The 12,864-nt window shown below is 60.1% G+C and carries 15 protein-coding genes; 8 read left to right on the top strand and 7 right to left on the bottom strand.

All coding sequences use genetic code 11. The features are described from left to right. Window positions 1-34: 34 nt before the first annotated feature. Window positions 35-937, bottom strand: a complete 903-nt coding sequence (locus AACY44_RS19325) for a GntR family transcriptional regulator (protein ID WP_005791674.1) — start codon at window positions 935-937, stop codon at window positions 35-37. A gap of 189 nt (window positions 938-1,126) precedes the next feature. Here AACY44_RS19325 and AACY44_RS19320 point away from each other — a divergent pair, with 189 nt between their 5' ends. After that, entirely contained in the window at window positions 1,127-1,894 is a 768-nt protein-coding gene (locus AACY44_RS19320) for a hydroxypyruvate isomerase family protein (protein ID WP_339416884.1), read from the top strand. A gap of 3 nt (window positions 1,895-1,897) precedes the next feature. On the opposite strand, the gene AACY44_RS19315 is transcribed toward AACY44_RS19320, so the two are convergent. Then, complete coding sequence (locus tag AACY44_RS19315) at window positions 1,898-2,986, bottom strand: endonuclease/exonuclease/phosphatase family protein (protein WP_339416883.1); 1,089 nt, start codon at window positions 2,984-2,986, stop codon at window positions 1,898-1,900. A gap of 40 nt (window positions 2,987-3,026) precedes the next feature. After that, window positions 3,027-3,686: a YciC family protein gene (locus AACY44_RS19310; protein WP_339416881.1), complete on the bottom strand. Its 660-nt coding sequence runs from the start codon at window positions 3,684-3,686 to the stop codon at window positions 3,027-3,029. A 176-nt stretch (window positions 3,687-3,862) separates the two neighbouring features. Here AACY44_RS19310 and AACY44_RS19305 point away from each other — a divergent pair, with 176 nt between their 5' ends. The 3 genes from AACY44_RS19305 (at window position 3,863) to AACY44_RS19295 (ending at window position 5,878) form a co-directional block, all read left to right on the top strand. Continuing rightward, complete coding sequence (locus tag AACY44_RS19305) at window positions 3,863-4,630, top strand: DUF2076 domain-containing protein (RefSeq protein WP_339530880.1); 768 nt, start codon at window positions 3,863-3,865, stop codon at window positions 4,628-4,630. 117 nt (window positions 4,631-4,747) lie between these two features. Continuing rightward, the gene (locus AACY44_RS19300) at window positions 4,748-5,224 is read left to right on the top strand and encodes a LabA-like NYN domain-containing protein (protein ID WP_065873655.1); all 477 of its coding nucleotides are present in this window, start codon (window positions 4,748-4,750) and stop codon (window positions 5,222-5,224) included. Between the two features lie 42 nt (window positions 5,225-5,266). After that, a complete protein-coding gene (locus AACY44_RS19295; protein ID WP_065873654.1) occupies window positions 5,267-5,878 on the top strand; it encodes a 3'-5' exonuclease in 612 nt (203 codons plus the stop codon). Between the two features lie 159 nt (window positions 5,879-6,037). Here the strand turns inward: AACY44_RS19295 and AACY44_RS19290 are convergent, their stop codons facing one another. Beyond that, window positions 6,038-6,334 (bottom strand): DUF6124 family protein, encoded by a 297-nt coding sequence (locus AACY44_RS19290; RefSeq protein ID WP_339530878.1) that lies wholly within the window; start codon window positions 6,332-6,334, stop codon window positions 6,038-6,040. A 233-nt stretch (window positions 6,335-6,567) separates the two neighbouring features. On the opposite strand from AACY44_RS19290, the gene AACY44_RS19285 reads away from it, so the two are divergent. After that, entirely contained in the window at window positions 6,568-6,816 is a 249-nt protein-coding gene (locus AACY44_RS19285) for an acyl carrier protein (RefSeq protein ID WP_339427992.1), read from the top strand. 88 nt (window positions 6,817-6,904) lie between these two features. Here the strand turns inward: AACY44_RS19285 and AACY44_RS19280 are convergent, their stop codons facing one another. Next, the gene (locus AACY44_RS19280) at window positions 6,905-7,366 is read right to left on the bottom strand and encodes an Lrp/AsnC family transcriptional regulator (protein WP_339530876.1); all 462 of its coding nucleotides are present in this window, start codon (window positions 7,364-7,366) and stop codon (window positions 6,905-6,907) included. A gap of 160 nt (window positions 7,367-7,526) precedes the next feature. Between AACY44_RS19280 and yedA the strand changes: the two genes are divergently transcribed. After that, the gene (yedA, locus tag AACY44_RS19275; RefSeq protein ID WP_339530874.1) at window positions 7,527-8,423 is read left to right on the top strand and encodes a drug/metabolite exporter YedA; all 897 of its coding nucleotides are present in this window, start codon (window positions 7,527-7,529) and stop codon (window positions 8,421-8,423) included. A gap of 49 nt (window positions 8,424-8,472) precedes the next feature. After that, window positions 8,473-9,807 carry a DEAD/DEAH box helicase gene (locus tag AACY44_RS19270; RefSeq protein ID WP_339530872.1) on the top strand — a complete coding sequence of 445 codons (1,335 nt, stop codon included), beginning with the start codon at window positions 8,473-8,475 and terminating at the stop codon, window positions 9,805-9,807. Window positions 9,808-9,869: 62 nt separating this feature from the next. On the opposite strand, the gene AACY44_RS19265 is transcribed toward AACY44_RS19270, so the two are convergent. Both AACY44_RS19265 and AACY44_RS19260 read right to left on the bottom strand, forming a co-directional pair. After that, window positions 9,870-11,114, bottom strand: coding sequence for a TIGR03862 family flavoprotein (locus tag AACY44_RS19265; RefSeq protein WP_339427986.1), 1,245 nt, complete (start codon window positions 11,112-11,114; stop codon window positions 9,870-9,872). A 170-nt stretch (window positions 11,115-11,284) separates the two neighbouring features. Continuing rightward, window positions 11,285-12,205: a histone deacetylase family protein gene (locus AACY44_RS19260; RefSeq protein ID WP_339530870.1), complete on the bottom strand. Its 921-nt coding sequence runs from the start codon at window positions 12,203-12,205 to the stop codon at window positions 11,285-11,287. A 75-nt stretch (window positions 12,206-12,280) separates the two neighbouring features. Here AACY44_RS19260 and AACY44_RS19255 point away from each other — a divergent pair, with 75 nt between their 5' ends. Next, complete coding sequence (locus AACY44_RS19255) at window positions 12,281-12,850, top strand: GNAT family N-acetyltransferase (RefSeq protein ID WP_339471404.1); 570 nt, start codon at window positions 12,281-12,283, stop codon at window positions 12,848-12,850. The last annotated feature ends 14 nt before the right edge of the window (window positions 12,851-12,864 follow it).

The raw sequence follows: 12,864 nt of genomic DNA, 5'->3' as shown, positions 1-12,864 counted from the left end.
AGTTCCGGCACTGACGGGGAGCCAGTGACGCGTTCTAGATTTGGCTTTCTTCTGGCACTGCGCGTTGATCAGTCTTGAGTCGGCCGACTTGATCCAGGTGGCGCCAGAGAAACTGTGCGGCTTCTTCACGCCGATCAGACTCGATGAGGTCGAGCAAATGGATGTGTTCCTGGCATTGCGCCTTAAGACGCGTGCGATCAATGTTGGCCTTGTAGCCCATAAAGCGCCTGAGCTGATTCTGGTGGCGTATGGCGTCGATGAAAAAAACATTGCCGGAGCACTGCACGATCATTTCGTGAAACTGGGCCCCCAGCTGGAACAGTTGCGCGCGGGACAAGGTCTGGATCTCGCCGTCGATCAAGGCCTGTTGCTGTTGCCTGGCCTGGGCAAACGCGGCGTGATTGACCTGATAACCGGGCTCAAGGAGCGCCGCCGGTTCGATGGCCATCCGGAAACGGTAGCTATGAATATGCGCCTGCGTGTTATGCACGAAGTCCTTGAGGCCCCACCCTTGGCCTGGCTTACGCTCCACCATGGCTTCGCCGGCCAACCGGTTCAGCACCTTGAGCAACTGCCCCCGGGGCACCTCATAGCGTCGCAACAACTGCGCTTCGAAAAAGTGCGCAGGTATTTCTCCGCTCAGAATGTCGTCGACCACGCGAAGGTAAAAGTCCTCGAACGGATCGCTGGCGCAAGGGACTGCGGCTTCCTGAATCTGCCCGGCACCTTGTTTGAGGAAATAGCCACGATTGGGCTCTTGAATGGCAAGGTCCCACTCGGCGAGCAAGGCAAAAACCCGCCGGATCGGCGAGCGCGACACCCCGAGCGCTTGCGCAAATGTCTGCTCGCGCAAGGGCTCACCGGCTTTCATCGAACGGGCGCGAACCATGTCGATGACGCGTGGGGCCAACTGCAGGGCGAGGTCTTTCTTGATCACAGGTTTTATTCCGAATGGTTAGCTTCAGTCCGTTCCCGTCGGGGCAGATGCCCCCACCGCACTGGAGTGGGAAAATACCATACGAAGAGCATGAGTATTTGCACTGACCACTTTCAATAGCGTGGCGCTGGAGCCGCGAATGAGGCTCCAGGCTGATGATTTGTTTATTCCCAGGATGGATAGTTACCCATGCTCAAATTCAATGCTCACCTCGGTTTCCAGTTCAACGAATTGCCTTTTCTGCAACGCATCGAAGCCGCCGCCGCTGCCGGTTTCAGGGCGGTGGAGTTCCCATCGCCCTATGAATTTGACGCCAGCCTGCTCGCCGATCACCTGGCTCAATACAACCTGCCGTTGATTCAGTTCGCAGCGCCGGCAGGTGTTACCAAAGGCATCGCTGCCTTGCAGGGCAAGGAGCAGGAATTTCGCGATGGGCTGCGCGAGGCGGCCCGCTATGCGAAGGCGCTGAACTGCTCGGATGTGCACATCATGTCTGGCGTGACCACGCCCCAGGATGAGAGCGCGCCTGCCTACGTCAGTAACCTGGAATACGCGGTCAAGTACCTCGAAGATCAGGGTTTGCGCGCGCTTATTGAAGTGATCTGCCCGCAGGCGATGCCCGGCTATTACATGTCTGACTTCAGCAAGGCGCAACAGGTGCTGGAAACCTTTACGAGTGTCGGGCTGATTCTGGATCTTTACCATGCCCAGCTTTTGACCGGCGACGCAGCCGGGGTGCTGGCGCAGTTTTACGACAGGACCGTCCATGTACAAATCGCCGACAACCCGGGTCGTCATGAGCCGGGCACCGGGACCATGGACTTTGCCGCCTTGTTCGCGGCGCTGGAGCAGCGTGGCTACCGAGGATGGATCGGCTGTGAGTACCGCCCATCCGGCACCACGGTTGAAAGCCTTGAGTGGCTTAAGCCGCTGCGGGCCCAGGTGTTGAAACCCTAGGGGTTATTGCGCGGCAGGCAGCAGGAAGCGGGCGATCACCGGCAGGTGGTTGGAAATACGCAAAGTATCGTCTTGGCGCACCTTCGCTTCCACGCGTTTGATCCGCGAGCTGTAGAACAGGTAATCCAGGGTGCGATCCGGGCCATCAAGGCTTGGGTCGTTGGGGAAGTGCGTCAGCCATTTCTCACGGTCGATGCCACTGGATTGGCTGTTGCTGGGGATCATCGGGTATTTGTCCCACAGCATATGCAGCTCGCTGTCCGGCGAATATTGCCCGCGCTTACCGGCGTCCAAACGCAGGAATTGACCCAGGGGCAGCAGGTTGAAATCCCCGCCGATCAGCCAGGGCGTGCCACGGCCTTCGAGTCTGTCCAGCAGTTTGACCGTGGTTTTGACTTGCTCCTGCACCGCGCTGCGTCCGGGGGCAGCGCCGTCCAGGCGCGTGTTGATCACTGCCAGTTGGCCGCCGTCGCTGAGCGGCAGGTAGGTCAGCAGCAAGGCCGGTTTGGGTCGGAACTGACGGCTGAGGATATTGGCCTCGGGCGCCGGCAATTGCAGGCGTTCGGCGTGTTCGATCTGGTAGCGGCTAAGGGTCGCCAATTTGCGGCCGACGCTGCCGAAGATATGCAGGTTTGGCACAAAGTCGGCTTTCCAGTCGAACGTCTGGGCACTGCAAGGGTAGAGGTCGACCAGGCGTTCCTGCAAAAGGGCGAGCTGGTCCTGGTAGTGGGAAGGCTTGGCGTTTTCGTCGAGTTCCTGCAGCAGCAGGATGTCGGGTTTTTCGTCGCGAATCACCCGCGCCACTTCGTCGAGGCTGGCGGCCATGTCTTCAACCGTGGGGCGATCATCGGGGCCGCTGCCATCGGCGGTGTCGTACCAGAACACGTAATTCTTGCCGGCCAGGTATTGTACGTTCCAGGTCATGACCTTGAGCGCCTGCCCTGGCAGCAGCGTTGGTGCACGCGGCGCGACGCAGCTCACCGGCAGGGTTTCCTTGGCCTCGGGGCGCCAGGTCAGGCTGTAGATCAGTGCGGTGAGCAGGCCTGCGATGATCAACAGGCCCAGCAAGGTTATGCGCAATAAACGGGTCATCGGCTCGGCTTATAGCGTTTCAGGAGTGGCAAGGAGCATATCACCGCGCGTCGGCATCGCCACCGATCAACATGAATAAACGGAACAGCACCACGCTGGTAAACAGTTGCAGGAAGCTGTGGGCGCTGTCTATCAATAGGCCCAGCAATGGCGCCGGTTCTGGATAGGCTGCCACGCTGGCGCCCTTGAGCAGCCACAACGGTGTCATCACGCACAGCAGGCACACCAGGATTCGCCAGAAATGCCCACGGGTCAGGCGGAAGCTTTCCTTCATGGCCTCCAGCGCCGGCATGCCGCGCAGCACCAGCAAGTACTCGGCGAACGCCAGCACCACCATCAGCCACAGGCCCGGCAGGAAATACAGCGACAGCCCCAGCAGAATCAGCAGCGTGCTCATGGCCGTCAGCAGGGCGAAACGCGGCCACAGGGTCAGGGCCATGGCCCAAACATCCTGGGTGCGCGGCGACTCGCCACGGGTGCGGGCATCCAGGAACAGAATCAACGCGCCGGTGTACAGCGGGTACACCAGCAACCCCACCACCACGCTGTAACCGGGGAACGCGTCCGGGCCGACCATGTGGTTGAGCACCTGTTGCAGCAGGGCTTCGAGAATCACCAGCGGCAAGCATAACTGGACGATGGCGCCCAGGTTGTGTCGGGTGAAACGCAAGGAGTCGCGCAATACGTCTAACGGATTCATCAAGTTCATCGCAGGCCTGAAAGCAAGGGCAACACTTTAACCGATCAAGGCTGGCGGTACGCAAACGTAAACCTTGAGTAAAGACCATTGAAACAACTCGTAACACCCCCATAACTAAGACGGCGCCTGATTAAAGGCGAGACCACGATTTCTACCGGCAATCTAACGAGGTCGCCATGAACAGCGAAGAGCAAACCCTGATCGATGGACTGTTTTCACGGTTGCAGCAAGCCGAAACGGACTCAGCCCCCCGCGACGCCCAGGCCGAAGCGCGGATCAAGGAGCACATGACTCGCCAACCGGCGGCCGGGTACTTCATGACCCAGTCGATCCTGGTGCAGGAACACGCGCTCAAGACTCTCGACGCGCAGAACAAACAACAGGCGCAGCAGATCCAGCAATTGCAGGATGAGCTGCAACGGGCCAAATCCGCGCCACCCGCCGCTTCGGGTGGCGGTGGTTTCTTGTCGAGCATCTTTGGCGGAGGCGGTTCACGTGATTCGCAACCGGCACAGAGCGCGCCAGCCTCTTCCAGCGGCGGTTGGCGTGAACCGGCGCGGCCTTCCTTTGGCCAGCCTGCGCCGCAGCAAAACTACGGCGCCCCGCAGCCGAATTATCAACAGCCACAGCAAGCGCCAGCCTCTCCAATTGGCAGTGGTTTCCTCGGTGGTGCGTTGAAAACTGCTGCCGGTGTGGCCGGTGGTGTGATGTTGGCAGAGGGCATCAGCAGCCTGTTCAACCACAACTCACAACAGCCGCAAGTCGTCGAGGAAATCATCCGCGAAGAGCCCGCGCCTGCCAGTGACAACGGCAACTGGGGCAACGATGACCAGAAGTTTGCCGGCAATGACAGCTGGGGCAACGACAACGCCTCGGACAGCTTTGCCGACAGCGATTACGCCGACGATTCCTCTTCCTTCGGCGACGACGATTCCTTCGTCTGACACACCGTGACCGGGGTGCTTCGTCGCCCCGGTCTGATTTTTCCCGGAAACGTTCTCGCGGCTGGCATACTGGCAGCCTTTCCGGGCGCTGGCGCCTGGCTGTCATGAGGAAGTGCGGTGAAGAAAATTGCAGTGTTCGCCGATGTGCAAAACCTCTACTACACCGTCCGCCAGGCCTATGGTTGCCACTTCAACTACGCCGCCCTGTGGGCTGACATCAGCTCGCGGGGGCAGATTGTCGAGGCCTATGCGTACGCCATCGACCGCGGCGACAGCAAGCAGCAGCAATTCCAGCAGATCCTGCGCAACCTCGGCTTTACGGTAAAACTCAAACCGTACATCCAGCGCAGTGATGGCTCGGCCAAAGGCGACTGGGACGTGGGCATCACCCTCGACATCATGGACGCCGCCGACCACGTCGACGAAATCGTGCTGGCCTCCGGCGACGGTGATTTCGACATGCTGCTCGACCGCATCATCCACAAGCACGGCGTTGAAGCCGTGGCTTACGGCGTGCCGGGGCTGACGGCCAACTCACTGATACGCGCTGCCAGTCGCTACGTACCCATCGAAGGCGCGTTGTTGCTCAAATAAGCGCTGCGGCTTAATAAATTGTTAGACGGAGTTGGAACAGGTTTGGAACGTATAGCGGTCATCGACTTTGAAACCACTGGCATCACCCCGAGCAGCCACTGCCGCGCTACGGAAATCGCCGTGGTTATCCTCGAACGCGGCCAGATCGTGGACCGCTACCAGAGCCTGATGAACGCAGGCGTGCGCGTCCCCGGTTTCATCGAACAACTCACCGGCATCAGCAACGCCATGCTGCGCAGCGCACCGCCGGCGGAGCGGGTGATGAACGAGGTCAACGAATTCGTCGGCACCACGCCGTTGATGGCGCACAACGCCGCGTTCGACCAAAAATTCTGGGATTACGAGCTGGGCCTGATCCGCCGCACCCGCCTGCAGAAATTTGCCTGCTCCCTGTTGCTGGCTCGCCGCTTGATGCCCACCGCGCCCAACCACAAACTTGGCACGCTCAACGCCTTTGCCCAACTGCCCCACACCGGCAAGGCTCACCGGGCGATGGCGGATGCCGAGATGGCCGCTAACCTCACCGCGCACCTGGCCCAGCAACTGCGCGGCACCCACGGCCTGCGCGAACTGTCCCACGAACTGCTGTGCACCTTGCAGAAAGTGCCGGCGGCGAAGATCAATGAGCACCTGAAGAAACATCGCGGGTTCTAAACCCGCCGCAATCCCAAGAACACTGAAGGTCAAAATGTGGGAGCGGGCTGGCTCGCGAATGCAGTGTGTCAGTCGCCGAATAAATTGACTGATACACCGCCTTCGCGAGCAAGTCGAATCGTCGCACCGCCGTTCCCACATTTAGTTAGGCGGCGCTCATCAAGGCTGTACACACTCCAGGGCCCGATCCACCACCCCCTTCGCCATCCCCACCAAATGCATCACCGCCCGCTGCTGCGCGCTCAGTACCTCACCCGAATCCTGCACCGTCTCCACCGCGCAATGCAGCAAGTCAGCCGCATGGGCCAGGGCATCTTCGACGCTCAGGTTGTCATTCAGAATAAAATTGGGCGCATCCGGGGCGGACGCTTTGAGGTAGTAGTCGATGGCTCGGCGATTGAGCAGGGCGTCTTCGCTGAGGAAGTTTGCGTTCGATGTGGAAGTTGCTTTGATCATGTTCAGAACTCCAGAGTATTTGACTCGCTCCTTCCGTCAATTTCGGCTTGCACTTCCGGTCATCGAGGGGCCGATGACGTGGGGCAGATTAGTGGTGCAGTCTTTGCGGAGCAAGGGGTTGAAGCTCGCTCGGAAACTTCCCGCAAGTGAAAGGGAGTGGTCTTGCTGGCCATTTAGAACAGCCCTCTGGTACATCTTCGTATATCGGGGGAGAAAAAAAGAGAGTTAGCCAAATGAGGGCCGAGATCAGCGAAAAGGTCATCCAACTGTTCGTCGATATCATTGGCTTCATCGACCGCAGCCAAGTGACAGAGCAAACGGATTTCATTCATGACTTCAAGATCATTGATGACGATTTGACCTGCTTTGTCATGCAGATCAAGTGGCAGTTCAAGCTGCAAGCGACACAGGCAGATTGGGATCACATCACCACGATCAAGCAGATTGTCGATTTGATTGTTGAGGGCTCAAAGGTGCATTGATGCAACTTACGTCATCGCAGGCAAGCCACACACACAGTTGGAATGCATTTCAACGGTGGGAGCCGGGCTTGCCCGCGATGGCGGTGGGTCAGCCACCACTCTTCCCGACCCGCTCCAACTGCCCCAACGGCACCCGCCGCTCTATCGCGCTCGACAAAATGATCGAGGTCTTGCTGAACCCGAACTTCGCTACCCGATTAATCAGGTTTTCCAGCTCGGGCATGCTGCCCACTGCCGCTTGCATGATCACACATGGATCACCCGTCACCCGATGGCACTCGGTCAGCTCAGGGATTTGCGCCAGGGCGTCGTAGGTCTTTTGGCTGCCATGGTTAGTCAGCCGCAGCTCAATCACGCATTGAATCGGCAAGCCGACTTTGGACAGGTCCACCTTGGCCTGATAACCGGTGATCACGCCACTGGCTTCGAGCTTGGCCACTCGCTCAGCGACGGCGGGGGCGGAGAGGTTTACCTTGCGGGCGAGTTGCGCGTAGGAGGCGCGGCCGTCTTCGAGCAGGGCGCTGAGGAGCAGGCGGTCGTATTTGTCCATGATAAGGCTCCGGTAACGCGTGGCTTTCGAAAACATGGCTTATAGCGCTGATAACCATGCTTTGAAAAGTGTATAGGCGGTTTAAACAGGTTTTGTAACTTATGTTTATCGACCTGCTTTTTTAGAATAAGCCTCCCTACACCTGCCATAGAGCTGCCCAATGCCTGGCCCACGTCGCTTTCCCTTACCGTTGATCGCCGCCTTTTTTGCGTTGTATGTGATCTGGGGGTCTACCTACCTGGTGATCCGGATTGGCGTGGCGTACTGGCCGCCGTTGATGCTCGGTGGGATTCGCTTTTTGCTGGCGGGCGCGGCGATGTACGGCTATTTACGCTGGCGCGGGGCGCCGGCGCCGACCTGGGAGCAGTGGAAGGCCGCCGCCAAAATCGGCATTTTGCTGCTGACTTTCGGCAACGGCTCGGTGACGTTGGCCGAGCACTCGGGTGTGTCGTCCGGTGTTGCCGCACTGGCCGTGGCGACCGTGCCGTTGTTCACCTTGCTCTGTGGCTATTTCTGGGGCGCGCGCAATACCCGTCTGGAATGGGCCGGGGTGGTCCTGGGGATTATCGGCATCGCCATGCTCAACATGGGCAGCACCTTGCAATCGAGCCCAACGGGCGCTGCCTTGCTGTTATTTGCTGCCGCTTCGTGGGCATTTGGTTCGGTGTGGAGCCGGCGCTTGCCGCTGCCTCAAGGGGCCATGGCCAGTGCCGCAGAAATGTTGGTGGCCGGCGTCACGTTGTTGATCGGCAGCGTGTTGACCGGTGAGCGCCTGCAGGCTATGCCACCGCTTGAAGGTTGGCTGGCCCTGGCCTATCTGGCTGTGTTCGGTTCGATCATCGCCTTTAACGCTTATATGTACCTGCTCAAGCATGTACGCCCGGCGGCGGCTACCAGCTATGCCTACGTCAACCCGGCGGTGGCGGTGTTGTTGGGGATCGTATTCGTGGGCGAGACCATTGGCATGGAAGAAGCCCTCGCGATGCTGGTGATTATCAGCGCGGTGCTATTGATCAGCCTGCCCCAGTGGCGCAAGCCCAAGCCGGAAATAAGGTAAACTGCCGCGCATTACGCGCAGTGCGCTGAATTTTTCCTACGGTAAACACATGACTTTCGCCACACTTGGCCTGATCGAACCCTTGCTGCGCGCCCTTGAGACGCTTGGCTACCAGACCCCGACGCCGGTGCAGGCGCAAGCCATTCCGGCGGTGCTGGCCGGTCGCGACCTGATGGCCGCGGCCCAGACCGGCACCGGCAAGACCGCCGGTTTCGCCGTGCCGCTGCTGCAGTTGCTGACCATGGAAGGGCCGAAAGTCGCTGCCAACTCGGCGCGTGCGCTGATCCTGTGCCCAACCCGCGAGCTCGCCGAACAGGTTCACGCCAGCGTTGCCGAGTACGCGCAAAACCTGCCGCTGACCACTTACGCCGTGTACGGCGGCGTGAGCATCAACCCGCAGATGATGAAGCTGCGCAAAGGCGTCGACATCCTGGTCGCCACGCCTGGCCGCTTGATCGACCTGTTCCGCCAGAACGCGCTGAAACTCAACCAGCTGCAAACCCTAGTACTGGACGAAGCCGACCGCATGCTCGACCTGGGCTTCTCCGAAGAGCTTGCCAACATTTATCGCATGCTGCCGAAAAAGCGCCAGACCCTGCTGTTCTCCGCCACCTTTTCCGATGAGATCCGCCAGCTCGCCGGGCAGATGCTCAACGACCCGCTGACCATCGAAGTCAGCCCGCGCAACGTCGCCGCCAACACTGTGAAGCAATGGGTGGTGCCGGTGGACAAGAAGCGTAAGGCAGAGCTGTTTGTGCACCTGATGCGCAAAGGCCGTTGGAAGCAGGTGCTGGTGTTCGCCAAGACCCGTAACGGCGTGGATGCGCTGGTGGATAAGTTGCAAGGCTTGGGTATCAATGCCGATGGTATCCATGGCGACAAGCCGCAAGCCACTCGCCAACGTGCGCTGGACCGTTTTAAATCGAGTGATGTGCAGATCCTGGTGGCTACCGATGTGGCGGCCCGTGGCCTGGACATCGAAGACCTGCCGCTGGTGGTCAACTTTGACCTGCCAATCGTGGCTGAGGACTACATCCACCGCATCGGCCGCACCGGTCGCGCGGGCAATACCGGTGAAGCGATTTCCCTGGTGTGCGCCGATGAAGTGAACATGCTGTCGGCCATTGAGATGCTGACGCGTCAGACGCTGAGCCGGCATATTGAGCAGGATTTCGAACCGGAGCACCGCGTGCCGGACACCGATGCCAGCGGGCAAGTGGTGAAGAAGCCGAAAAAACCGAAGAAGCCTAAAACGTCGGGTGGTGGCGGTAAGCGCAACCTGGGCAAGTGGGTGGACAGCGGGGATGCAGCGCCGGTGGAGCCTTCGATCAAGCCGGTGCGCAAGGTGCCTGTGTTTAATACTGGGCCGCGTAAGAAGAAATAGAGCCGCTATGAGCTGCGAGCCAAAAGCTGCAAGTGGGCACGACGCTGCTCTTGCTTGCAGCTCTAGGCTTGCAGCTTGCAACTGCCTTTAAGCCATTCCAACATCCCACGCCCAGCCGCCCATCCGCTGGCAAAGCATCCCGTCAGTAGGTAGCCCCCCGTCGGCGCTTCCCAATCCAGCATCTCCCCCGCACAAAACACCCCCGGCAATTGCTTGAGCATCAAGCGCTCATCCAACGCCTCAAACGGCACGCCGCCCGCAGTGCTGATCGCCTCATCCATCGGTCGCGTCTTCACCAGCGTTAACGGCAACGCCTTGATATCCACCGCCAATTGCGCCGGATCGTTGAAGTGCTCTGCCGGTGCCAACTCACGCAACAGCGCCGCTTTCACCCCATCCAACCCCAACTGACTGTGCAAGTGCTTGCTCATCGAGCGCGAGCCACGTGGCTTTGACAAGGCAGCCAGGACCTTATCCAGCGGCTTGCTCGGCAACAGGTCGATGTGCACCGTGGCCGAACCGTCGCGGTTGATCGCTTCGCGAATCGGCGCCGACAGTGCGTAGATCAAACTGCCCTCAATACCTGTGGCAGTGACCACACATTCCCCTAACCGAGGCTTGTCATCCCCCAAGCCGATGGCGACGTTTTTCAACGGCGCACCGGCGAATTTACTGACCATCAATTCGCTCCAGGCCGACACCTCGAAGCCACAATTGCTGGGTTGCAATGGGATGTAAGGCACGCCTTTGTCTTCCAGCAGCTTGAGCCAGGCACCGTCAGAACCCAGGCGCGACCAACTGCCGCCGCCGAGGGCCAGCAACACTGCCTCGCTGTGGACAGTTTTTTCGCCATCCGGGCTGTGGATAAGTAAATCACCCTGGGCATTCCAGCCGGTCCAGCGATGGCGAGTGTGGATAACCACGCCTTGATCGCGCAGGCGCTTGAGCCACGCACGCAGTAGGGGGGCAGCTTTCATGTCGGTAGGAAATACGCGGCCAGAGGTGCCGACAAAGGTTTCGATGCCCAAGCCATGAATCCATTCGCACAACGCTTCGGCACCAAACCCACGCAACAAGGGCGCCATATGCGGCGCGCGCTCGGCGTAACGTGACAGGAACGCCGGGTACGCCTCGGAATGGGTGATGTTCATGCCGCCCACCCCCGCCAGCAGGAACTTGCGCCCCACCGAGGGCATGCCGTCGTACAGGTCCACGCGCACGCCTGCCTGGCTCAAGACTTCAGCAGCCATCAGCCCGGTGGGGCCGCCGCCGATAATGGCAACGTGAAGAGCAGGGGTCTGAGGCATGGGCTGGGCTACGGTCGCTGAATAGGACGAGCATTCTACCCGAGGACGGCGCAACTGCCTGATCAAAAAATGTACAACTTCCTACAGGCCAGACTGCTTCTGGCTTTCAGGTGCTTACGCTCAAGTTATCCACAGGTGGTTCCACAGGCATTGTGGGTAACGCCCACGGTTCAATGACAACCTGATGACGTCCAGACCCGTTGCGCACTGTGGTGCAGGATGCCGTGGCGGCGGGCGAGGGCCGGGCGGTCCTTGCTGTAGCCGCCGCCGATTACGCCCATCACCGGGATGTCGCGCCCCAGGCAGTGGCGCATGACGCTTTCGTCGCGGGCGGCGACGCCTTCGTCTGTCAGCTTGAGGTAACCGAGGGCGTCGTCTTTATGCACATCGACGCCGGCGTCGTACAGCACCAGGTCGGGCTGGTAGAGCGGCAGCAGGTAGTTGAGCGCGTCGTCCACCACCTTGAGGTAATCGGCATCGCCCATGCCCATCGGCAGTGGGATGTCCCAGTCGCTCTGGGCCTTGCGCGCCGGGAAGTTCTTTTCGCAGTGCAGCGACACAGTGATGGCGTCCGGCGTGTCGTGGAGAATGCGCGCGGTGCCATCACCCTGATGCACGTCGCAGTCGAAGATCAGTACGCGGTTGACGCGGCCGCTCGCCAGCAGGTAGTGGCTGATCACCGCCAGGTCATTGAAGATGCAAAAGCCGGCCGGATAATCGTAATGGGCGTGATGGGTGCCGCCGGCCAGGTGGCAGGCCAGGCCATGGTCCAGCGCCTGTTCCGCCGCGAGAATGGAGCCGCCGACTGCACGCACAGTGCGTCGCGCCAGCGCTTCGCTCCAAGGCAGACCGAGGCGCCGTTGGTCTTCGCGGGACAACTCGCCGCTCATATAGCGCTCGATATACCCAGCGTCGTGGGCCAGGGCCAGAATCTGCGGTGGGCACAGTTGTGGGCGCAGCAGTTGGCTGTCCTCGGTCAGTCCCGTTGACACCAGGTGGTCGCGCAACAGGCGGAATTTGTCCATGGGGAAGCGATGCTCCGCCGGGAACTCGGGGCTGTAGTCATCGTGGTAGATCAACGGCAAAGGCATGGGATTTTCTGACGGGAACCTGCGACGGATCTTACCAGCGCTGTACACTCACGCACATGGCAAGGGAGGGGACCCATGGAGCCGATACTCGAATTGGAAAGCGCACGGCTGGTGCTGCGCCAATGGCGCGACAGCGACCTGCTGGCGTTTGCGCGCATGTGCGCCGACCCGCAGGTGATGCGCTATTTCCCGGCCAAGCTGAGCCATCTGGAAAGCGCTGCGTTGATCGGCCGGGTTCGTGGTCATTTCGCCGAATACGGCTTTGGCCTGTGGGCATTGCAGCGCAAGGACACCGGTGACTTCATCGGCCTTACCGGGTTGCTGAATGTCAGCTTCGAAGCGGATTTTACCCCAGCGGTGGAAATCGGCTGGCGCCTGGCTCACGAACACTGGGGCCTGGGTTACGCCAGCGAGGCGGCGTGGACCGCGCTGCGCTGCGGTTTCGACCGCTTGCAACTGGACGAAATCGTTGCCTTCACCACGGAATCCAATCTGCCGTCACAAAAAGTCATGCAGGCCATCGGTATGCATTACGATCCCCAGGCAGATTTTGAACACCCCAAGGTCGCAGCCGATGACCCGCTGCGCCATCATGTTTTGTATCGCATCACCCGCGCCCAATGGTTGGACACGCTGCACGGATAAGCAGCCCGGAATGC

The sequence above is a fragment of the Pseudomonas sp. RA_15y_Pfl1_P11 genome, assembly GCF_963970975.1.
Classification (GTDB): Bacteria; Pseudomonadota; Gammaproteobacteria; order Pseudomonadales; family Pseudomonadaceae; genus Aquipseudomonas; species Aquipseudomonas tritici.
This window is presented reverse-complemented; position numbering and strand designations above follow the sequence as displayed.

What these genes read in the sequence shown, in the direction of transcription:
- AACY44_RS19255 (WP_339471404.1), top strand. Translation starts at nt 12,281, where the DNA reads ATGGAGCCGATACTCGAATTGGAAAGCGCACGGCTGGTGCTGCGCCAA.
- AACY44_RS19285 (WP_339427992.1), top strand. Translation starts at nt 6,568, where the DNA reads ATGAGGGCCGAGATCAGCGAAAAGGTCATCCAACTGTTCGTCGATATC.
- AACY44_RS19315 (WP_339416883.1), bottom strand. Translation starts at nt 2,986, where the DNA reads ATGACCCGTTTATTGCGCATAACCTTGCTGGGCCTGTTGATCATCGCA.
- yedA (WP_339530874.1), top strand. Translation starts at nt 7,527, where the DNA reads ATGCCTGGCCCACGTCGCTTTCCCTTACCGTTGATCGCCGCCTTTTTT.
- AACY44_RS19260 (WP_339530870.1), bottom strand. Translation starts at nt 12,205, where the DNA reads ATGCCTTTGCCGTTGATCTACCACGATGACTACAGCCCCGAGTTCCCG.
- AACY44_RS19310 (WP_339416881.1), bottom strand. Translation starts at nt 3,686, where the DNA reads ATGAATCCGTTAGACGTATTGCGCGACTCCTTGCGTTTCACCCGACAC.
- AACY44_RS19265 (WP_339427986.1), bottom strand. Translation starts at nt 11,114, where the DNA reads ATGCCTCAGACCCCTGCTCTTCACGTTGCCATTATCGGCGGCGGCCCC.
- AACY44_RS19320 (WP_339416884.1), top strand. Translation starts at nt 1,127, where the DNA reads ATGCTCAAATTCAATGCTCACCTCGGTTTCCAGTTCAACGAATTGCCT.
- AACY44_RS19290 (WP_339530878.1), bottom strand. Translation starts at nt 6,334, where the DNA reads ATGATCAAAGCAACTTCCACATCGAACGCAAACTTCCTCAGCGAAGAC.
- AACY44_RS19270 (WP_339530872.1), top strand. Translation starts at nt 8,473, where the DNA reads ATGACTTTCGCCACACTTGGCCTGATCGAACCCTTGCTGCGCGCCCTT.
- AACY44_RS19305 (WP_339530880.1), top strand. Translation starts at nt 3,863, where the DNA reads ATGAACAGCGAAGAGCAAACCCTGATCGATGGACTGTTTTCACGGTTG.
- AACY44_RS19280 (WP_339530876.1), bottom strand. Translation starts at nt 7,366, where the DNA reads ATGGACAAATACGACCGCCTGCTCCTCAGCGCCCTGCTCGAAGACGGC.